Origin of the sequence: Burkholderia sp. AU6039 (assembly GCF_002223365.1) — a bacterium.
Classification (GTDB): Bacteria; Pseudomonadota; Gammaproteobacteria; order Burkholderiales; family Burkholderiaceae; genus Burkholderia.
In genome coordinates, this window is record NZ_NKFK01000003.1 from 425,282 (window position 1) to 444,140 (window position 18,859).

An 18,859-nucleotide genomic window follows, 5' to 3' on the forward strand; every position below is an offset into this window, starting at 1 on the left:
GCGCGGCTTAGAGCGGCCCCATCACCTTGCCCTGAAAACCGTAGACGGCACGATCGCCCGCGAGCGCGACCAGCTCGACGGTGCGCGTCTGGCCCGGCTCGAAGCGCACGGCGGTGCCGGCCGCGATGTTCAGGCGAAAGCCGCGCGCGGCCGCGCGGTCGAACGACAGTGCGTCGTTGACTTCGAAGAAGTGGTAGTGCGAGCCGACCTGCACCGGGCGGTCGCCGGTGTTCGCGACGACGAGCGTCAGCGTCGCGCGGCCCGCGTTCAGTTCGTGTTCGCCGTCGTCGGTGAGGATTTCGCCGGGGATCATGCGGGGCCTCACGGAATCGGGTGATGGACGGTCACGAGCTTCGTGCCGTCGGGAAAGGTCGCCTCGACCTGGATGTCGGGAATCATCTCCGGCACGCCGTCCATCACGTCGTCGCGCGTGAGCAGCGTCGTGCCGTAGTGCATCACCTCGGCGACCGTCTTGCCGTCGCGCGCGGCTTCCATCAGCGCGGCGGTGATGAAGGCGACCGCCTCCGGATAGTTGAGCTTCAGGCCGCGTGCGCGACGGCGCTCGGCCAGCAGCGCCGCCGTGAAGATCAGCAGCTTGTCCTTCTCGCGGGGAGTCAGTTTCATGAAGGCAAACGTTCAGGAAAACGTAATTGTTATCGGTGCGTGCGCAACGGGGCGAACGCGCGGTTCATCGTAGCACCGCGCTGTTTTGCGTGCGTCGTGTATCGGTTATGTAAGGAGCAAGGCGCGTGCCATGTGCATGGAACGCAGTGCGATGCGCGCTTGTGGTGCGCGATGCATGGGCAACGTGCAGCATCCGCCGCGACGCTGCGCCGAAACGGTGCGTGGTATGACCGCGCTCAGGTTTGCCAGAGACGCAGCGGCCGTGCGTCGACGCCGTGCACGATCGGCCGCAGGTGCAGCCAGCAATCGGTGAAGTGCCGTTGCAGTGCTTCCATCGACGTCGACAGCGCGCGGATCAGCACGACACCCGGCGTCACGCAAGTCGCGCCCGCACGCAGCGTGCCATCGAACGGCATCCGCGCGGCGAGCGACTCGGCGAGCGCGGCGTCGCACGCGGCGCCGGCGGCCCACAGCGTGCCGTACGCGGGAAAGCCGGCGAGACCCTGCAGCGCGCCGCGCAGCGGGTCGTGCGCATCGAGCAGCGCGCGCTCGGTCCACAGCGGCCGGCCGTCGGCATCGACGAGCGCCGAAGTCGACGCGATGCGGCCCGCCGACCAGGTTTCGCCGGCCGCCTGCCGGCCGAGCTGCGTTGCGTCCCAGCCGATCGCGCTGGCGCCCGCGCCGAGCTTGACCGTGAAAGCGAGCGACGCATGCGCCGCGTCGAAGAACAGGTTGTTCTGCGGCAGCCAGTCGAGCTTCGCGTGTTCGCCGACCGTGATGCCGATGCGCTGTGTCGCGTCCAGCCCGTTCGACTTGTACCACTTGGTCGCGCCGGGCGTGGTCAGCACCGCGTGCGTGCCGTCGCCGAGCGCGATGTCGATGTCGAGCCGGTCGCCGCCCGCGACGCCGCCCGGCGGGTGGACGATCACCGCGTGGCAGATCGCGTCGCCTTCCGGGTACAGCGGCCGCTGCACGCGCAGCGGGCCATCGTGCAGCCGGTGCGCGAGCGTCGTGCGCTCGCCGTGCCGCTCGAAGCCGAGTTCGAGGCGGCCGCGCCACGACTTGGCGACGGCGGGGCGGGACAGCGGGGCGTGGGAATCGGGGGCGGACATCGGCGGGAAGCAGGGGACGGGCGCGGGGAACGAGGATGCTACCGCAACAATATACGCTACGGTACTCGCGCTGCAGCGCGGGGTAACGCGCGATCTCGCGCCGAGCCGCTTCGTCGGCGTGCGCCCGACATGCGCCGTTCGACGAGGTGCCGAAGCGATGGCCGGAATCGACGGCCGGAAGCGATGCCGCTTCGGGCCGCCTTTCCCGTTACACCGCGATCAGCTCGCGCACGCCGTTCGCTTCCATCTCGTGCGCGTCGCCGCCCGCGACGATCTCGCCGCGGCTCATCACCCAGTAGCGGTCGGCGATCGATTGGGCGAAATCGTAATACTGTTCGACGAGCAGCACGGTCATCTTCGATTCGTCGACGAGCTGGCGCAGCGTGCGGCCGATGTCCTGGATGATCGACGGCTGGATGCCTTCGGTCGGCTCGTCGAGGATCAGCAGCTGCGGCTCGCTCATCAGCGCGCGGCCGATCGCGAGCTGCTGCTGCTGGCCGCCCGACAGGTCGCCGCCGCGTCGCGCGCGCATGTCCTTCAGCACCGGGAACAGGTCGTAGATGCGGTCGGGCACCTTGGACGGCGCCTTGCGGCTCGCGGCGCCGACGAGCAGGTTTTCCTCGACGGTCAGCCGCGGAAAGATGTCGCGGCCCTGCGGCACGTAGGCGAGCCCGGCCGCGACGCGCGCATACGGCGGCATCGCGCCGAGCGCCGTGCCGCGCCACGACACGCTGCCGCTCTTCGCGGCGACGACGCCCATCAGGCAGCGCAGCAGCGTGCTCTTGCCGACGCCGTTGCGGCCGAGCAGCACGGTGAGCTTGCCGTCGTCGGCGGCGAGGCTCACGTTGCGCAGGATATGGCTGCCGCCGTAGTACTGGTTCAGTGCATCGATCTTCAGCATCGCATCATCGTCCAAGGTAAGACTCGATCACCGCGTCGTCGCGCTTGACCTGGTCGAGCGTGCCTTGCGCGAGCACCGCGCCTTCGGCCATCACCGTCACGCGGCCCGTGTCGCCCGCGAGCGCCGCGACGAATTCCATGTCGTGCTCGACGACCATCATCGAGCAGGTGCCGCGCAGCGTGTTCAGCAGCTCGGCGAGTTCCATCGTCTCGTGGTCGGTCATCCCGGCCGCCGGCTCGTCGAGCAGCAGCAGCGCGGGGCGCTGCATCAGCAGCATGCCGATCTCGAGCCGCTGCTTCTGCCCGTGCGACAGCTCGCCGGCCGCGCGAAAGGCCTGGCTTTCGAGGCCGATCAGCGCGAGCGTCTCCTCGATCTTCGCCTGCGCGGGGCGATCGAGCTTTGCACGCAGCGATGCGAGCCAGCCCTTGTCGGTCTGCATCGCGAGCTCGAGGTTCTCCCACACCGGATGCTGTTCGAACACGGTCGGCTTCTGGAACTTGCGGCCGATGCCCGCGCGCGCGATTTCGGGCTCGTTCATCCGCGCGAGGTCGATCGTCTGGCCGAGAAACACCTTGCCCGCATCGGGGCGCGTCTTGCCGGTGATCACGTCCATCATCGTCGTCTTGCCCGCGCCGTTCGGGCCGATCACGCAGCGCAGCTCGCCCGCGTCGATCGCGAGCGACAGCTTCTTCAGCGCGCGGAAGCCGTCGAAGCTCACCTCGATATCCTCGAGGTAGAGGATCGTGCCGTGCGACGTGTCGATGCCGGGCGGCACCACGCGCCCCATCGACGCGGTGCCGCTGACGGGCCGCCCTTCGTCCTCGGGCGGCGGCGTGAATTGGTAGAGGGCCGTTCCGTTCATGCGCGTTTCCCCTTCGCGAGCACGGTTTCGACGAGGCCCATGATCCCGCGCGGCAGCAGCAGCGGCACGAGCACGAAGATCAGGCCGAGGAAGAACAGCCAGTATTCGGCGAAGTATGCGGTGAACAGGCTCTTCGCGCCGTTCACCGCGAACGCGCCGACGATCGGCCCGATCAGCGTGCCGCGTCCGCCCACCGCGACCCAGATCGCCATCTCGATCGAGTTGCCGGGCGACATCTCGCCGGGGTTGATGATGCCGACCTGCGGCACGTACAGCGCGCCCGCGATGCCGCACAGCACGGCCGACACGGTCCACACGAACAGCTTGTACGCGAGCGGGCTGTAGCCGAGGAACATCAGCCGCGTCTCGCCGTCGCGCACCGCGGTGACGACACGCCCGAGCTTGCTCGTGACGATCGCACGCGCGGCGATGAACGCGAGCACGAGCGTCGCGAACGTCAGCAGCAACAACACCGTGCGCGTGCCGGGCGACGTGATCGCGAAGCCCGCGATGCGCTTGAAGTCGGTGAAGCCGTTGTTGCCGCCGAAGCCGGTCTCGTTGCGATAGAACAGCAGCATCGCGGCGAACGTCATGGCCTGCGTGATGATCGACAGGTACACGCCCTTCACGCGCGAGCGGAACGTGAAGAAGCCGAACACCCACGCGAGCACGGCCGGCACGAGCACGACGAGCGCGAGCGCCCATGCGAGATGCTGCGTGCCGCTCCAGTACCACGGCAACTGGTGCCAGTCGAGGAACACCATGAAGTCGGGGAGGTCGCTGCCGTACTTGCCGTCGCGGCCGATCTCGCGCATCAGGGTCATGCCGATCGCATAGCCGCCAAGCGCGAAGAACAGCCCGTGGCCGAGGCTCAGGATCCCGCAGTAGCCCCACACGAGATCGAGTGCGAGCGCGGCGATCGCGTAGCACATCAGCTTGCCGGTGAGCGTCATCGCGTACGCGGACAGATGGAACGCGCTCGACTCGGGCGCGACGAGCGCGGCGAGCGGCACGCCGATGCCGATCGCGACGCACAGCGCGATCAGCGCGAGCCACGCGCGCCGCGACAGCAGTGCGGGGCGGGGCGGCAGGCCGAGCGCGAAGCGCTCTTCCGCGCGTGCGGCGGCGGCGGGCGTCGGCGCATCGGCGGCCGGGTTGGACAACGAGTGAGTGAATGAAGTCACGTCAAGCCTCCGCACTGCGGCCCTTCGGGGCGAACATGCCCTGCGGACGTTTCTGGATGAACAGCACGATCATCACGAGCACCGCGATCTTCGCGAGCACGGCGCCCCAGAACGGCTCGATCGCCTTGCTCGCGAGGCCGAGCCCGAAGCCGCCGAGCACGGTGCCGGCGATCTGCCCGACGCCGCCGAGCACGACCGCCATGAACGAATCGATGATGTAGTTCTGGCCGAGGTCGGGGCCCACGTTGCCGATCTGCGACAGCGCGCAGCCGCCGAGGCCCGCGATGCCCGCGCCGAACGCGAACGCGTACGCGTCGACGCGCGCGGTCTTCACGCCGACGCACGCGGCCATCCGGCGGTTCTGCGTGACCGCGCGCACGAACAGGCCGAGCCGCGTTTTCGTCAGCACGGCCCACGCGACGAATACGACGGCGAGCGCGAAGGCGAGGATCGCGAGCCGGTTGTACGGCAGGATCAGGTTCTGCATCACGGTCACGCCGCCGCTCATCCACGACGGGTTCACGACCTGCACGTTCTGCGCGCCGAACAGCATCCGCGTCGCCTGGATCAGGATCAGGCTCACGCCGAAGGTGGCGAGCAGCGTCTCGAGCGGGCGGCCGTACAGGTGTCGCAGCACGAGCCGTTCGAGCACGATGCCGACGAGCGCGGCCGTCACGAACGACACGGGCACCGCGACCAGCGGATACCAGTCGAACGCGCCGGGCGCGTAGCGCTGGATCAGCGTCTGCACGACATAGGTTGCGTACGCACCGATCATCAGGAATTCGCCGTGCGCCATGTTGATCACACCGATCAGCCCGTACGTGATCGCGAGGCCGAGCGCGGCGAGCAGCAGCACGCTGCCGAGCGACAGCCCGGCGAACAGCGTGCCGACGATCTCGCCGCGGCGCTGCAACGCGTGCAGCGTGTCGAGACCCTGCTGTGCGGCGTCGCGCACACGAGCGTCGGGCTCCGCATAGCTGCCGTCGGCGTTCTTCGCGACGAGCGGGCGCAACTGCTCGATCATGTCGAGGTCTTGGCGCGCGGCCACCACCTGAACGGCTTCGAGGCGCTTCGCCGGATCGGCATCGTGTAGCGCGGCGATCGCCCACAACGCATCGAGGCGGCGTTTCAGCGCGGGATCGGTTTCCTTCGCACGGGCGCGGTCGATCATCGGCTTGAGCGCCGGGTCGGGCGATTTCAGCAACGCATCGATCGCGTCGCGGCGTGCGGCGACGTCGGGCGACGCGAGCGCGAGCCCCGACAGCGCGCCCGTGATCTTCGTGCGCAGCAGGTTGTTCAGCATCACGGGCTGCGCGTCGCCGGCCGGCGTCGCGGCCTGCGTGAGCGCGTCGTGTGCGGTGTCGCCGGTCTGGATCAGCAGGCGGCCGTCGCCGGTGGCGAGCGCGTCGCCGGTCGACAGCGCGTTGAGCAGCGCGACGGCGCGCGGATCGGCGTCGGCGGCGAGCCGTTCGATCGCGGCCGTCTTCGCGTCGAAGTCGTCGCCGGCGAGCGCGGCGGTATCGGTGGCCGTCAGCGCGAACGCGGCGTGCGGCAACCCGCCCGCGAGGGCAGCGCACGCGACGATCGCGGCGGCGGCTCGGCGAAAGCGTGTAGGCATCGGGAAATCCTGTCGGGCGTGGGGAAGCGGATGCGGGCGGCGATGCGCGGGCGCGTGCGGTTCGTCACGGCAAGCGCGGCCGGCGCATCGGGTTCGGCATCGGCGTGCGAGCGGCACGTCGCGCGTGAAGCGCGACGCGCCGCCCGGCATCAGGCGAGCGCCGCGCGCTGCCGGCGCAGGAACGCCGGAATCGAGCTGACGATGTCCGGCTTGCCCTGGTTGCCTGCGATGAACGGGCTCCACGGTTGCGCGCGCACCGCGGTCTTGGTCTTCCACACCACGTTGAATTGCCCGTCGCCGCGAATTTCGCCGATCATCACCGGCTTGTGCAGGTGATGGTTGCCGTCCATCGCGAGCGTGAAGCCCGACGGTGCGGCCACCGTCTGGCCGATCATCGCGACGCGCACCTTGTCGACTTCGGTGCTCTTCGCCTTCTCGACGGCCTGCTTCCACATGTGGATGCCGACGTAGGTCGCTTCCATCGGGTCGTTGGTCACGCGCTTCGCGCCGCCCGGCAGGTTGTTCGCCTTCACCCACGCGGCGAACTGGTCCTTGAACTTCGTGTTGGTCGGGTTCTTTACCGACATGAAGTAATTCCACGCGGCGAGGTGGCCGACGAGCGGCTTCGTGTCGATCCCGCGCAGTTCTTCCTCGCCGACCGAGAACGCGACGACCGGCACGTCGGTCGCCTTGATCCCCTGGTTGCCGAGCTCCTTGTAGAACGGCACGTTCGAGTCGCCGTTGATCGTCGAGATCACGGTCGTCTTGCCGCCTTGCGAGAAGTTCTTGATGTTCGCGACGATGGTCTGATAGTCGCTATGGCCGAACGGCGTGTAGACCTCCTGAATATCCGCGTCCTTCACGCCCTTCGATTTCAGGAACGCGCGCAGGATCTTGTTGGTCGTGCGCGGATACACGTAGTCGGTGCCGAGCAGGAAGAAGCGCTTCGCGCCGCCGCCTTCCGCGCCCATCAGGTACTCGACGGCCGGGATTGCCTGCTGGTTCGGCGCGGCGCCCGTGTAGAACACGTTGCGCGACATTTCCTCGCCTTCGTACTGCACCGGATAGTAGAGGAGGCCGTTCAGTTCCTCGAACACCGGCAGCACCGACTTGCGCGACACCGACGTCCAGCAGCCGAACACGCAGGCAACCTTGTCCTGCGTGAGCAGCTGGCGCGCCTTCTCCGCGAACAGCGGCCAGTTCGACGCGGGATCGACCACCACGGGTTCGAGTTTGCGGCCCATCACGCCGCCGCTCTTGTTGATGTCGGCGATCGTCATCAACGCGGTGTCCTTCAGCGACGTCTCCGAGATCGCCATCGTGCCCGACAGCGAGTGCAGGATGCCGACCTTGATCGGGCCGGTGCCCGCGTCAGCCGCATGAGCGAACGGGCTCTTGCCCGCGAGCGCGAGTGCGCCGGCCATCGAACCGAACTTCAACAGACTGCGACGTTTCATCGGGATCCCCTTGTCGTGTTGGATATGCGCGCCGTGAAGGCGTCGGCCAACGAGTAACGCAAGGCATGTGCCAGTCGTGCGGATGCACGTCCGGCGTGCCTGCGCGGGGCGATGCGGGGCGTCGGGACGGTGCGCATGACGCGTCGTGCAGCATGCGCGGTCCGTCGCGGTGCAGGTTCACGGGCGCAAATGGTGCACGGTCAGGGTTCCCCGTTCCGGTGCCTGCACCTGCACGCGGTGCGGGGACCGTCGTGCACCATGACTTCGCACCACGCGGGCAGGGCGCGGCGCTGTTGAAGTGGCTGACCGGAGCGGAAAAGAGAAACGGGCACGCGATGCGTGCCCGTTCGGGGGATCAGTGCGGCCGGCGGCAGGGTGCCGATCGGCGCGGCGGCGCGTGATGCGTCGCGGGCAGGATCAGTAACGCGGCACGGACGGATCGACGTCGCGCGACCACGCGTCGATCCCGCCTTGCAGGTTGTACAGCTTCGTGAAGCCGCGCGATTCGAGGAACATCGCGACCTGTGCGCTGCGCATCCCGTGATGGCACACGCAGACGATTTCCGCTTCGTCGTCGAGCTCTTCGCTGCGCGCGGGAATCTGCTGCATCGGGATCGATACGCTGCCGGCGATATGCGCGGTCGCGATTTCCCACGGTTCGCGCACGTCGAGCACGATCGGCGCGGGGCGCGCCTTGTCGCCGAGCCATTCCGCGAGCATCGCGGCCGTCAGGATCTGCATGGTGGCTCCGCCGCTCAGAACTTGAAGCGCGACGGCTCGATCGCGTTGACGAGGTGGTCGATGTACGTTTCGAACACGTCGGCGACACGGTACTGCTTGTCGTCGATGCGCGTGATGATCTGCGCCTTCATCACCGGACGGCCGCCGACGAATGCCGCGAGGCGGCCGCCGACCTTCAGCTGTTCAAGCATTTCCTGCGGCACGACGGGCAGGCCGCCCGCGACGCAGATCACGTCATACGGCGCCTTGCCGGCCCAGCCGCGCGAACCGTCGCCGAGGACGACTTCCGCGTTGGTCACGCCGTCCTTGCGCAGGTTGTCTTCCGCGAACTTCGCGTTGGTCGGATCGATCTCGACGGCCGTCACGTGCTGCGCGCGGTGCGCGAACAGCGCAGCCAGGTAGCCCGAGCCGGCGCCGATGATGAGCACGTTCTCGTGCTTCTTGACCGTCAGCTCCTGCAGCACGCGCGCTTCGACGCGCGGGAACAGCATCTTGCTGTTGCCGCCGGGCAGCGGGAGTTCGAGATCGGCGAACGCGAGATCGCGGTATTCGGCCGGAACGTAGTTTTCACGCTTGACGATCGACAGCAGGCCCAGGACGTCGAGATCCAGCACGTCCCACGGCCGGATCTGTTGTTCGATCATGTTGAAACGCGCGTTTTCGATATTCATGGTGTGGTCACGCAGCCTCGTCGGCCATCAGCGGGGATAGAGAAACTTCGTGATTGTACCAAAGGGGGCGGCCGCGAAGCCTTCAGGCGGCCTGCAACAGACCTTTACCCCTTACTCTTCTTGATCTGCGCCTCGAACGCGAGGTCGAGCTTGCTCGCCTTGCGCGGCTTTTTGGGGCCGAATTCGTCGACGAACTTGACGAACTCGTCGAGCGGCAGCGGCTCGCAGCGCTTCTCGGCCGTGCCGCCGGAGCGGTCGACAAGATAAAACAGGCCGCCCGCCATCGCGACGGCCGCGAATTGCGGGTTGCCGGAGCGGGTCTTCAGGCGTTCGACCGCGTGGGTCGCTTTGGTGGTGCGCATCGTGCGGATTCTGGCGGGGCGTAAGCCCCACACTGTATCAAACCGGCCGCCCGCGTGCGGCCGGCCGGGCCCGTCGGGCTCAGACCGTGCGCGAGTAGCGCTGCTGCGGCGTCTGGCCGAGATATGCGTCGAATGCCATCGCGATGTTGCGCACGACCATCCGGCCGGCCGGATGGATCGTCAGGCGGTCGGCCGCGATCGTCAGCAGCCCGTCGCGCTCGAACGGGCGCAACGCGTCGAGTTCGCGCGCGAAATGATCGGCGAAGCGGATGCCGTGCGCGGCCTCGACATGCGAGAACGGCAGGTCGAGGTTGCACATCAGTTGCGTGATCACGTCGCGGCGCAGCCGGTCGTCGGGCGTGAGCCGCACGCCGCGCGCGATCGGCAGCCGGCCCGCGTCGAGCGCGGCGCCGTACGCGGGCAGGTCCTTCGCGTTCTGCGCGTAGACGTCGCCGACCTTGCCGATCGACGACACGCCGAACCCGACGAGGTCGGTATCCGCGCGCGTGCTGTAGCCCTGGAAATTGCGCTGCAGCGTGCCGTTCTTCTGCGCCCGCACGAGTTCGTCGGACGGCCGCGCGAAGTGGTCCATCCCGATGTACACGTAGCCGGCCGACGTCAGCATGTCGATCGCGAGGCCGAGCAGCGCGATGCGCGTTTCCGGCGGCGGCAGCGTCGCGTCGTCGATCTGCCGCTGCATCTTGAACAGGTGCGGCATGTGCGCGTAGCCGAACACCGACAGCCGGTCGGGTGCGAGTTCGATGATCGTTTCGAGCGTGCGCGCGAACACGGACACGGTCTGGTGCGGCAGCCCGTAGATCAGGTCGACGCTCACCGAATGAAAGCCCGTCGTGCGCGCGGCGGAGAGCAGGTCGGCCGTCATCGCCAGCGGCTGGATGCGGTTGATCGCCTGCTGCACGACCGGATCGAAATCCTGCACGCCGAGGCTCAGCCGGTTGAAGCCGATGTTGCGCAGATGGACGAGCGTCGCGGGCGTGACCGTGCGCGGGTCGATCTCGATCGAGAATTCGGCGTCGGCATCCGGCGCGAGCGCAAAGTGCTCGCGGGTGGCCGCCATCAGCTCGGCCGTTTCGTCGTCGGACAGGAAGGTGGGCGTGCCGCCGCCCCAGTGCAGCTGCGTGACCGGGCGCGCGGGATCGAACAGCGCGGCCTGCAGCGCCATCTCGCGCTTGAGCTGGTCGAGATACGGGCGCGCGCGCCGGTGGTTGTTGGTCGCGATCTTGTTGCAGCCGCAGTAGAAGCACGCGGTGTTGCAGAACGGGATGTGGAAGTACAGCGACAGCTCGCTCGACGACGCACCGGGGTCGGTTGCCGCGCGCACGTAGTCGGCCGGGTCGAAATCGTCGCGGAACTGCAGCGCCGTGGGATACGACGTATAGCGCGGCCCGTTCGCGCCGTATTTCGTGAGCAAATCGGGACGGAACAAGGTGTCGGCAGAACCAGAATGCATGACGGTCTCGCGCCTTTTTTTAGATGCTTTCGAGTATATAAACGCGCGATTGGGCTGCATTGCGTAATAACGTCGCATCCGGCGATGGCACAATGCGGGGTAGGGCTGCCGGCACCGCGTCCGGTTGCCGCACCGTTTTTTGTTGTTCGTTCGAGAGAGCCGAGTGTCCGTCGAATTGCCTGTCCGCCCGGCACCTGCCGATGTCCCGCCGCCGCATGCGTGCCGCGAGGGCTGCGGTGCGTGCTGCATCGCGCCGTCGATTTCCAGCCCGATTCCGGGCATGCCGGACGGCAAGCCCGCCGGCGTGCGCTGCGTGCAGCTCGGCGACGATCTGCGCTGCCGGATCTTCGGCCGACCCGAGCGGCCCGCGTGCTGTTCCGGGCTGCAGCCGGCCGCGGACATGTGCGGCGCGTCGCGCGACGACGCGCTCGCGTGGCTCACGCGTCTCGAGGCCGCGACGCGGCCGTCGCAACCAGGAGAGTGTTCAGCATGACCGCACCTTGCGCGCCCGGCCGGCGCCGTTTTCTTGCCGCAACCGTCGGCGCCATCGGCGTGACGCTTTCGCTTGCCGCGTGCGCGTCGACGTTCCCGTTCATCCCCGATCACTACACCTTCTCGCGCGGTGACGTGCAGAAAGCCGTCGCGCGCAAGTTCCCGTACCAGAAGACGGTCGCGCAGGTCGTCGACGTGTCGCTCGCGAACCCGGCCGTCAACCTGCTGCCCGACCAGAACCGCGTGGCCGTGCAGCTCGACGCGCATTTCGTGAGCCCGTTCCTGCGTGCGCCCGTCAGCGGCAAGTTCACCGTGTCGGGCCAGCTGGCTTACGACGCGCCGAGCCGCTCGGTCGTGCTGAAGTCGCCGGCCGTCGACAGCCTCGCGCTCGACGGCGACGCGCAGATGTACGCGCAGCAGGTCGGCGCGGCCGCCGGCCTCCTCGCGACGCAGTTGCTGACCAACTATCCGATCTACACGTTCAAGCCCGAACAGCTGCAGTTTGCCGGGGTGAACTACGAACCCGGTACAATTACGATTCTTACAAACGGCATACGCGTGGCAATCGTCGAAAAGTGACGACGCACCGCGCTCGGCCGGAGGGGGGCCGCGCGTGGAAGAGTGGCCCATTCATTCGACCATTTCGGAGTTGGGCCACGGATGGACTGGATCCTGATCTGCAAGGCTTTGATCCTCGGCGTCGTCGAGGGGCTGACGGAATTCCTGCCGGTGTCGAGCACCGGCCACCTGATCGTCGCGGGCAGCTTCCTGAATTTCAACGATTCACACGCGAAGACGTTCGACGTCGTGATCCAGTTCGGCGCGATTCTCGCGGTGTGCTGGGAATACCGGCAACGGATCGCGTCCATCGTGTCCGGGCTGCCCAGCCGGCCCGACGCGCGGCGCTTCACGCTGAACGTCGTGATCGCGACGATTCCCGCCATTGCGCTCGGCCTTCTGTTCGAGAAGAAGATCAAGGCCGTGCTGTTCTCGCCGGTTCCCGTTGCGTTCGCGCTCGTCGTGGGCGGCGCGATCATCCTGTGGGCCGAGGCGCGGCAGCGCGAGCGCAGCGAGCCGCCGCGCGTGGTGTCGGTCGATGCGCTGACGCCGCTCGACGCACTCAAGGTCGGCATCGCGCAGTGCTTCGCGCTGATTCCCGGCATGTCGCGCTCGGGCTCGACGATCATCGGCGGGATGCTGTTCGGCCTCGACCGGCGCGTCGCCACTGAATTCTCGTTCTTCCTCGCGATCCCGATCATCTTCGGCGCGACGCTTTATGAAACCGTCAAGGACTGGCAGGCGTTCACCGTCGATTCGCTCGGCCTGTTCGCGCTTGGCCTCGTCGCGGCGTTCGTCAGTGCGTTCGTGTGCGTGCGCTGGCTGCTGCGCTACGTCGCGACGCACGATTTCACGGTGTTCGCGTGGTACCGGATCGCGTTCGGGCTGTTCGTGCTGCTGGTCGGGTACAGCGGCTGGCTGAACTGGGCGTGACGCGAACACGAAGGCGGGCGTGCTTTCCATGAAAAAAGCCCGATCGGCGTAGGCCGGTCGGGCTTTTTCTTGTCCGGAGCGGGGCGGCGCGAGCCGCCGCAGCCAGGGGGCTCAGCCTGCGCGCTTGCGGAACACCAGGTCCCACACGCCGTGGCCGAGCCGTAGCCCGCGCCGTTCGAACTTCGTCACCGGGCGGTAGTCGGGGCGCGGCGCGTAGTCGGCGGCCGTGTTTTCGAGCGTCGGCTCCGCGCCGAGCACGTCGAGCATCTGTTCCGCGTAGTTCTGCCAGTCGGTCGCGCAGTGAATGTACGCGCCGGGCTTCAGGCGCGACGCCAGATGCGCGACGAGCGGCGGCTGGATCAGCCGGCGCTTGTGGTGGCGGGCCTTGTGCCACGGATCGGGGAAGAAGATGTGCACGCCGTCGAGGCTTTCCGGCGCGAGCATGTGCTCGAGCACTTCGACCGCGTCGTGCTGGATGATGCGGATGTTCGACAGATCCTGCTCGCCGATCAGCTTCAGCAGCGCGCCGACGCCCGGCTCGTGCACTTCGACGCCGAGGAAGTCGTCGCCTGGGCGGTTCGCGGCGATTTCCGCGGTCGATGCGCCCATGCCGAAGCCGATCTCGAGGATGCGCGGTGCGCTGCGGCCGAACACGGCGTTCCAGTCGGGCAGTTCCGGCGCATACGGCACCACGAAGCGCGGGCCGAGCTCGTCCATCGCGCGGCGCTGGCCGGTCGACACGCGGCCGGCGCGCGTCACGAAGCTGCGGATGCGGCGGTGGTGCAGCGGATTGACTGCGTCGGCGCCTTCGGCGGCTTCATCGGGAATGGCGTCGTCGTGCGGCGGCAGGCCGGCTTCGTTCGGATCGTCGTGCATCATCGGTGACAGAGAAAGGCTCGGTTGCGGGCGAGGGCCCGTTGCGCGCAGCAGTGCGCCGGGGGAACCGGCACATGGTACAAAAAAGCCGCCTTCGACGAGGCGGCTCATGCGCAGGCTGCGATGCAGCCGGAAAGTGGAGCGGGCGATGGGAATCGAACCCACGTCATCAGCTTGGGAAGCTGAGGTAATGGCCATTATACGACGCCCGCAGAACGCGCAATTCTACAGGGGTTTAGGGTGGGATGGCAAGCGTCGGATTCTGGCTGCTGGCATCGAAACTGGCATGGCTCGATGCCGGTGCGATGGTGTTGCTGGGCGCGTTCATCGGAGTTCGGTCTAGGGCGGTGCGGAATTGCCGGGATAGTCGGTGCATGGGTGACACTCAACACCACGACCATTTCGTTTCCAAGCTCCCTGCTCTGACGTGGTCAGCGCATGGTTGACGGATGCATCACGATGCGAAGTGGCCAGTTTTACCGAGGGGGAATCACGTTCACGGGCCTCGGTCTGAAATCGTGGCGATCGGTGGGGCAGTACACCGGCGAGATGTTCACGGGAAACCAACTCCTTGGACATGAAGCAGGCTTCGGCTTCAAATCGTCAAGATTCGGGATTATTTCGGCAGCGTTGCGCGGCACCATTGGCTCACTGCCATGTGGCAGGTGAACCGAGGAGGAATCCAACATGGAAAAGCACGATCTCGACAACCACGCCGATCAACTGAATCCGAACAACGACGCCTATTGGCAGTCTCGTGGGGAGGACGAGCGGCCGGACGACTGGCAAGAACGCTTGGCTGATGAGTAAAAAAGTTAGGCGCTCTGACCCGATGCACCCATCGCCGAGGCTTCCATCAAGCGTTGGCGGTGGGCCAGGTAGTCGTCTCGGTCGGGGAGCAGGACGCTGCGGTGCTGTCCTCGCTTCTTCCAAGTGACGCAGCATGTCTCAAGCATGACGGCCGCGAAATACAGCGGCATGGGTATCGGGGGTGGACGCCGCTGGCGTTTTGGCGTGCAGGATGCCTCCAACCAAAATCGCGCGAAGTCTGCAGCGGTCATTGACTTCTGTCCAGATCTCCACTGTGCCAAAAGGCCAGAGGACACGGAAGTTGTCCAGCACGCGACCTCCTTCCAGGACGGTCGTTTGCGCGGCCACTGGCCATTTCTCCAGCGGTAGATCAGGCGAACACAGAAGTCCAGCAGCAGCGCTATTGGCAATTCGACCAAACCGCGCCGGCTTGGCCGGCCAGTCTCGACGGCGGCACGCGGGGACAGACGCGGAAACAATCGGGTTACCACCGAGCCGTCGATGGAATCTGACCAGACGGGGCCGAGGTATCTCTGTATGCAGATATCAAAGATCGCTAGCAGGGAGATTAGGCAATGGACGCCGATCAGAGCGATGAGGGGCGTTGCCTCCTCCCACGATGAGGTCTGGGCGAGTTCCGCAAGTGCTTGTCGCTCGGAATAATCGGCCGTGAGCTGGCCTTCCGGACGGTTAAAGTGCTCCGCATCGAAGACGGAACAATCACGTAATATCCGCCCAATTTGCACAGGCGGCATACCGTCGCGATACGCATGTTCCAGATCCCAGATCAGTCTGTCGATCTCGATTGCATGAGAGATGGCTTCTTCGCCACCGCCAAATCCGTAAAAGACAGCGTAAGTAAAATCGGCATAGGCGGTCGGAAAGTCTGAGCGAAGGCTGGGGAACCCGGCCTCGAACTCCGCAATTTCCGCGGGTTTCCATTGCTTGCGGCGGAGCTGCGATCGCATGTTTGCGATGCGACGTTGCATCGCACGATCGAGGGTGGACTGACGCTGCACCCCTAGCCGCAGCTGCGATCTCGATAGTCCCGTGGCGTACTGGATAAAGGATGCCCCGGACATATTGTGAGCACGCGCAAGCACTTTTAGGTATGCCTGGCATAGCACATCCGCAGGCGTCATTCCGACGAAGTATTGACGTACCTCGACGATCGATTTTGGCTCTTTGACCTTTCTATGCAGAATCTGCAACGGTGGGTTGAGTGAGGGACTGGTCTTCATTGCGTTCGCTGCCGACATGCTGGAATGGGACTGCACACTCATGATAATCAGATTGGAGATCGTGCGGCCGCCTGTTCTGGCTTTTTGCGAACTGCCGTAGTTGTTGAACGCTACCAGTCGTTGCGCGATTGATGGAGTGGCCGGATAGTCGTCGCATGGACGGCCCCAAACAAATCAACGATTTTCAGCCGCTGACCATCGACCAGATTCGCGATCCGGGTACAGCTGTGCGTGAAGATTTCGGCGATGAACTCTCGCAGCTTGCATTCACGGAGCGGCTGCTGATGCTTCTCGAAGACATTCGCGCTCATGCTGGCCGAGCGTGAGCGATCGGCCAAGATCAGGCAGGAAGGTTGCGTGCGGAGAGCGATATCCGATGCAGGCAAACAATTGACGGAAAAACAGAACCCATGATGCTGAATACCCTGACCATGACTCCTGAGCAGGAACTGGTTGCGCGCGCCAAAGCGTTTTACCTGCTCAAGAAATGGACAAGCGTTACGTTCCTCGATCATGCAGTTGATCTCTTCAGGGATTTTCTTCACGCGTACGCGAGGCAATTGGACACGCCGAGCCCCAATCAGGCTGAATTGGAGGCAGCGTATGTCAGCGATTTCCTGAATGCGTTGGTGAGGATGGATCAAGGTATCGAGACATTGCGACAAGGCGCCGACAAGCGATCGGCATACGTTGCGCTCATCTCCGGTAGCGAGAAGGGGGGCGAGCTTTTGTTCGGGCGGAGTGCGCACGAGGTCGGTCGAACATACGACCCGTTTTTCCACGCGCTTGGCGTGAGGGATACGGATTATTCGGATTTCGAATATGCAACGGGGTATGCGGAAGGGGCGTGGATTGAAGAGTTGAGCTGTCTGGCTCTCAAGTGCACTGTCGGGCTCAATTTTTCCGAATACCTGACCTATGGCAAGCGTGCCGACGGCGGCACTCGGGTGTTCAAGCATTGGACGTATGAATCGTTGTTCCAGGATCCGTTTTTTCCTGCATGGCGGTATTGGCCACCTGGTCGCAGCTACCCCGCATCGCTTCCGCCCTGTCCGCCGAAGAATGAATCCGCAAGCGGCGAGATTTACAGCGATCAGGAGATTCCGGTCGAGGGTATCTGGGAGCCGTGGTTTCCGTCCGGCAAGGTGGGCTGTCCGAGCTATTTCCTCAGAGGCAGTGTTGCCCACCAATACCTGCTGGAAGGGACCAACGACAAACATGTGGTGCGCTGGCGGCTGCTGTGGGAAGACAAGCGTTACCAGGATGGCCGCATTCCGGCCGAGGAGGAAACGTACATCCCCAAGCCAGCCACGCAACCGAGGCTACGGGTGCTGCCCGGAGAGCCATGTCCGCGCACCGGTTACTGGCAAAGCCCGGCCGTGAAAGATTCGGTTCATGTCGAGGCCGGAGCGCCCATGCCGGGGCCGCAGCGCACAGCGTGGGGGATGGTCATTTGGCATTATGCCGATCCTCAACCGGACAATTGAATAACTGCCGAAGCGGCGCACCCGCTCGCAGGCCGGTGTCGAAAATAGACGAGTCCGCGTCGGACGCATACAAGTCCCCACGGCGCTTTCGAACTAACGTGACAGGCCTCTTACACGATCGTTAGTCTGGAGCCGACATGTCCGATTTCATCACCGTTCTGCGCGAAACCTGCCCGACCCCCGTCCTCGATGCGACCAAGTGGAAGCGCATCGGCGGCGATCCGCACACCGTGAACCTGTGACCCTAGCCCACAAAACTGTCCCATTTGGAAGTGGAAAATTCCGGCATGACGTTGTCATCAAGACCAGGAGGTCATGCCGTGAAGAAGAGCAAGTTCACCGAAGAGCAGATCGCATACGCGTTAAAGCAAGCCGAGCTGGGCACGCCGGTCGCAGAGGTCTGCCGCAAGATGGGAATCAGCGACGCGACGTTTTACAACTGGCGGACCAAGTATGGCGGGCTATCGCCTTCGGAACTGCGCCGGTTGAAGCAGCTTGAGGAAGAGAATGCGAAGCTCAAGCGGCTCGTGGCGGACCTGAGCCTGGACAAGGCCATGCTGCAGGACGTGCTGTCAAAAAAGCTCTGAAGCCTTCCCGGCGCCGTGATCTGGTCACGGACTTGATGCAGCGTTTCGGCGCAAGCCAGCGGCAGACCTGCGCGTTGTTGCAACTTTCCCGCACGGTCTACCGTTACGAGTCGGTCGCGCGGGATCAAAGCGCGCTGGAGATGCGCATCAAGGAGATCACCGAAGTGCGGGTGCATTATGGTGCGCCCCGCGTGTACGTGATGCTTCGCCGGGAAGGCTGGCGAGACAACCATAAACGCGTCGAGCGCGTGTATCGGGAACTGGGGCTTTCATTGCGCCACAAACGACCTCGACGGAACAAGTCGGCTCGGCGCCGACAGCCAAAGCAGTCAGTGAGCGCAATCAACGAAATCTGGAGTATGGACTTCGTCGCTGATGCGCTGTTTGATGGTCGGCGCTTGCGTACGCTCACGATCGTGGACAACTACACGCGGGAATGCTTGGCGATTGAAGTCGACGGCTCATTGCGTGGCGAACACGTTGTCGCCGCGCTGACCCGGCTTGCGCAGCATCGCCCGCTTCCACGCTATATCAAGGCAGACAATGGCAGCGAGTTCATTTCGAAGGCGCTCGACAAATGGGCGTACGAGAACGACGTGGAGATTGACTTCTCGCGTCCTGGCAAGCCAACCGACAACGCGAAGAACGAATCCTTCAACGGACGTTTCCGGGAGGAGTGCCTCAATGCACATTGGTTCTTGTCGCTGGAGGACGCCAGACGCAAAATCGAAGTCTGGCGCGAGTACTATAACGAGGCGCGCCCTCACTCTGCGCTGCAGTGGATGACACCGGCGGAATTCGCCCGCCGGTGCACCGATCGGGCCGATTCGGCCCGCCCCGAAGAGCCGGAATTTTCCAGCTAAGACTGG

General features: G+C 65.4%; 21 protein-coding genes, 1 tRNA gene and 1 pseudogene. 8 read left to right on the plus strand and 15 right to left on the minus strand.

The window, feature by feature from the left end:
• Positions 1–7: 7 nt before the first annotated feature.
• The 12 genes from CFB39_RS04495 to hemN form a co-directional block, all read right to left on the minus strand.
• Complete coding sequence (locus tag CFB39_RS04495; RefSeq protein WP_046545089.1) at positions 8–313, minus strand: urease subunit beta; 306 nt, start codon at positions 311–313, stop codon at positions 8–10.
• 8 nt (positions 314–321) lie between these two features.
• Complete coding sequence (gene ureA / locus CFB39_RS04500; RefSeq protein WP_006406310.1) at positions 322–624, minus strand: urease subunit gamma; 303 nt, start codon at positions 622–624, stop codon at positions 322–324.
• Between the two features lie 236 nt (positions 625–860).
• Positions 861–1,736 (minus strand): urease accessory protein UreD, encoded by an 876-nt coding sequence (locus CFB39_RS04505; protein WP_089472288.1) that lies wholly within the window; start codon positions 1,734–1,736, stop codon positions 861–863.
• 208 nt (positions 1,737–1,944) lie between these two features.
• Positions 1,945–2,637 (minus strand): urea ABC transporter ATP-binding subunit UrtE, encoded by a 693-nt coding sequence (gene urtE, locus CFB39_RS04510; RefSeq protein ID WP_047851116.1) that lies wholly within the window; start codon positions 2,635–2,637, stop codon positions 1,945–1,947.
• Positions 2,638–2,641: 4 nt separating this feature from the next.
• Entirely contained in the window at positions 2,642–3,499 is an 858-nt protein-coding gene (urtD, locus tag CFB39_RS04515; RefSeq protein ID WP_089472289.1) for an urea ABC transporter ATP-binding protein UrtD, read from the minus strand.
• Positions 3,496–4,683: an urea ABC transporter permease subunit UrtC gene (gene urtC / locus CFB39_RS04520; RefSeq protein ID WP_089472290.1), complete on the minus strand. Its 1,188-nt coding sequence runs from the start codon at positions 4,681–4,683 to the stop codon at positions 3,496–3,498. Before urtC ends, urtD begins: the two co-directional genes overlap by 4 nt.
• Before the next feature lies 1 nt (position 4,684).
• Complete coding sequence (gene urtB / locus CFB39_RS04525) at positions 4,685–6,304, minus strand: urea ABC transporter permease subunit UrtB (RefSeq protein WP_089472291.1); 1,620 nt, start codon at positions 6,302–6,304, stop codon at positions 4,685–4,687.
• A 149-nt stretch (positions 6,305–6,453) separates the two neighbouring features.
• The gene (gene urtA / locus CFB39_RS04530) at positions 6,454–7,761 is read right to left on the minus strand and encodes an urea ABC transporter substrate-binding protein (RefSeq protein WP_089472292.1); all 1,308 of its coding nucleotides are present in this window, start codon (positions 7,759–7,761) and stop codon (positions 6,454–6,456) included.
• A gap of 417 nt (positions 7,762–8,178) precedes the next feature.
• Positions 8,179–8,502 (minus strand): rhodanese-like domain-containing protein, encoded by a 324-nt coding sequence (locus tag CFB39_RS04535; RefSeq protein ID WP_089472293.1) that lies wholly within the window; start codon positions 8,500–8,502, stop codon positions 8,179–8,181.
• A gap of 14 nt (positions 8,503–8,516) precedes the next feature.
• Positions 8,517–9,173: a protein-L-isoaspartate O-methyltransferase gene (locus tag CFB39_RS04540; RefSeq protein ID WP_089472294.1), complete on the minus strand. Its 657-nt coding sequence runs from the start codon at positions 9,171–9,173 to the stop codon at positions 8,517–8,519.
• A gap of 104 nt (positions 9,174–9,277) precedes the next feature.
• Entirely contained in the window at positions 9,278–9,535 is a 258-nt protein-coding gene (locus tag CFB39_RS04545) for a hypothetical protein (RefSeq protein WP_006488573.1), read from the minus strand.
• A 79-nt stretch (positions 9,536–9,614) separates the two neighbouring features.
• Positions 9,615–11,006, minus strand: a complete 1,392-nt coding sequence (gene hemN / locus CFB39_RS04550; RefSeq protein ID WP_089472295.1) for an oxygen-independent coproporphyrinogen III oxidase — start codon at positions 11,004–11,006, stop codon at positions 9,615–9,617.
• 163 nt (positions 11,007–11,169) lie between these two features.
• Between hemN and CFB39_RS04555 the strand changes: the two genes are divergently transcribed.
• The 3 genes from CFB39_RS04555 to CFB39_RS04565 all read left to right on the plus strand — a co-directional run bounded on the left by CFB39_RS04555 (position 11,170) and on the right by CFB39_RS04565 (position 12,989).
• A complete protein-coding gene (locus CFB39_RS04555) occupies positions 11,170–11,499 on the plus strand; it encodes a YkgJ family cysteine cluster protein (RefSeq protein ID WP_254600200.1) in 330 nt (109 codons plus the stop codon).
• Positions 11,496–12,077, plus strand: coding sequence for a DUF1439 domain-containing protein (locus tag CFB39_RS04560; protein ID WP_011351198.1), 582 nt, complete (start codon positions 11,496–11,498; stop codon positions 12,075–12,077). The genes CFB39_RS04555 and CFB39_RS04560 overlap by 4 nt, the downstream gene beginning before the upstream one ends.
• 81 nt (positions 12,078–12,158) lie before the next feature.
• A complete protein-coding gene (locus CFB39_RS04565; RefSeq protein WP_046545097.1) occupies positions 12,159–12,989 on the plus strand; it encodes an undecaprenyl-diphosphate phosphatase in 831 nt (276 codons plus the stop codon).
• Between the two features lie 111 nt (positions 12,990–13,100).
• Here the strand turns inward: CFB39_RS04565 and trmB are convergent, their stop codons facing one another.
• Positions 13,101–13,868: a tRNA (guanosine(46)-N7)-methyltransferase TrmB gene (gene trmB / locus CFB39_RS04570; protein WP_089439409.1), complete on the minus strand. Its 768-nt coding sequence runs from the start codon at positions 13,866–13,868 to the stop codon at positions 13,101–13,103.
• A 134-nt stretch (positions 13,869–14,002) separates the two neighbouring features.
• Positions 14,003–14,077 (minus strand) — tRNA-Gly (locus tag CFB39_RS04575).
• Between the two features lie 475 nt (positions 14,078–14,552).
• Between CFB39_RS04575 and CFB39_RS40700 the strand changes: the two genes are divergently transcribed.
• Positions 14,553–14,675, plus strand: coding sequence for a hypothetical protein (locus tag CFB39_RS40700; RefSeq protein WP_256991356.1), 123 nt, complete (start codon positions 14,553–14,555; stop codon positions 14,673–14,675).
• A gap of 5 nt (positions 14,676–14,680) precedes the next feature.
• Here CFB39_RS40700 and CFB39_RS04580 read toward each other — a convergent pair whose 3' ends face one another.
• Complete coding sequence (locus CFB39_RS04580) at positions 14,681–15,916, minus strand: hypothetical protein (protein WP_144030231.1); 1,236 nt, start codon at positions 15,914–15,916, stop codon at positions 14,681–14,683.
• 155 nt (positions 15,917–16,071) lie between these two features.
• Here CFB39_RS04580 and CFB39_RS40110 point away from each other — a divergent pair, with 155 nt between their 5' ends.
• From CFB39_RS40110 to CFB39_RS04595, 4 genes and pseudogenes are all read left to right on the plus strand, one after another.
• Positions 16,072–16,242 (plus strand): hypothetical protein, encoded by a 171-nt coding sequence (locus tag CFB39_RS40110; protein ID WP_179257644.1) that lies wholly within the window; start codon positions 16,072–16,074, stop codon positions 16,240–16,242.
• 84 nt (positions 16,243–16,326) lie between these two features.
• Positions 16,327–17,403: an Imm72 family immunity protein gene (locus tag CFB39_RS04585; RefSeq protein WP_089472297.1), complete on the plus strand. Its 1,077-nt coding sequence runs from the start codon at positions 16,327–16,329 to the stop codon at positions 17,401–17,403.
• 137 nt (positions 17,404–17,540) lie between these two features.
• A pseudogene (locus CFB39_RS04590) lies at positions 17,541–17,642 on the plus strand (cupin); the annotation flags it as partial.
• A gap of 81 nt (positions 17,643–17,723) precedes the next feature.
• A protein-coding gene (locus tag CFB39_RS04595; protein ID WP_089472298.1) for an IS3-like element ISBcen15 family transposase occupies positions 17,724–18,853 on the plus strand; the annotation gives its coding sequence in 2 pieces (ribosomal slippage) (positions 17,724–17,976 and positions 17,976–18,853; 1,131 coding nt in all).
• Positions 18,854–18,859 lie beyond the last annotated feature (6 nt).

What these genes read in the sequence shown, in the direction of transcription:
- CFB39_RS04565 (WP_046545097.1), top strand. Translation starts at nt 12,159, where the DNA reads ATGGACTGGATCCTGATCTGCAAGGCTTTGATCCTCGGCGTCGTCGAG.
- hemN (WP_089472295.1), bottom strand. Translation starts at nt 11,006, where the DNA reads ATGCATTCTGGTTCTGCCGACACCTTGTTCCGTCCCGATTTGCTCACG.
- CFB39_RS04585 (WP_089472297.1), top strand. Translation starts at nt 16,327, where the DNA reads ATGATGCTGAATACCCTGACCATGACTCCTGAGCAGGAACTGGTTGCG.
- urtA (WP_089472292.1), bottom strand. Translation starts at nt 7,761, where the DNA reads ATGAAACGTCGCAGTCTGTTGAAGTTCGGTTCGATGGCCGGCGCACTC.
- CFB39_RS40110 (WP_179257644.1), top strand. Translation starts at nt 16,072, where the DNA reads ATGGACGGCCCCAAACAAATCAACGATTTTCAGCCGCTGACCATCGAC.
- CFB39_RS04535 (WP_089472293.1), bottom strand. Translation starts at nt 8,502, where the DNA reads ATGCAGATCCTGACGGCCGCGATGCTCGCGGAATGGCTCGGCGACAAG.
- CFB39_RS04540 (WP_089472294.1), bottom strand. Translation starts at nt 9,173, where the DNA reads ATGAATATCGAAAACGCGCGTTTCAACATGATCGAACAACAGATCCGG.
- CFB39_RS04560 (WP_011351198.1), top strand. Translation starts at nt 11,496, where the DNA reads ATGACCGCACCTTGCGCGCCCGGCCGGCGCCGTTTTCTTGCCGCAACC.
- CFB39_RS04580 (WP_144030231.1), bottom strand. Translation starts at nt 15,916, where the DNA reads ATGAAGACCAGTCCCTCACTCAACCCACCGTTGCAGATTCTGCATAGA.
- urtD (WP_089472289.1), bottom strand. Translation starts at nt 3,499, where the DNA reads ATGAACGGAACGGCCCTCTACCAATTCACGCCGCCGCCCGAGGACGAA.
- CFB39_RS04545 (WP_006488573.1), bottom strand. Translation starts at nt 9,535, where the DNA reads ATGCGCACCACCAAAGCGACCCACGCGGTCGAACGCCTGAAGACCCGC.
- urtB (WP_089472291.1), bottom strand. Translation starts at nt 6,304, where the DNA reads ATGCCTACACGCTTTCGCCGAGCCGCCGCCGCGATCGTCGCGTGCGCT.
- CFB39_RS04495 (WP_046545089.1), bottom strand. Translation starts at nt 313, where the DNA reads ATGATCCCCGGCGAAATCCTCACCGACGACGGCGAACACGAACTGAAC.
- CFB39_RS40700 (WP_256991356.1), top strand. Translation starts at nt 14,553, where the DNA reads ATGGAAAAGCACGATCTCGACAACCACGCCGATCAACTGAATCCGAAC.
- urtE (WP_047851116.1), bottom strand. Translation starts at nt 2,637, where the DNA reads ATGCTGAAGATCGATGCACTGAACCAGTACTACGGCGGCAGCCATATC.
- trmB (WP_089439409.1), bottom strand. Translation starts at nt 13,868, where the DNA reads ATGATGCACGACGATCCGAACGAAGCCGGCCTGCCGCCGCACGACGAC.
- CFB39_RS04505 (WP_089472288.1), bottom strand. Translation starts at nt 1,736, where the DNA reads ATGTCCGCCCCCGATTCCCACGCCCCGCTGTCCCGCCCCGCCGTCGCC.
- ureA (WP_006406310.1), bottom strand. Translation starts at nt 624, where the DNA reads ATGAAACTGACTCCCCGCGAGAAGGACAAGCTGCTGATCTTCACGGCG.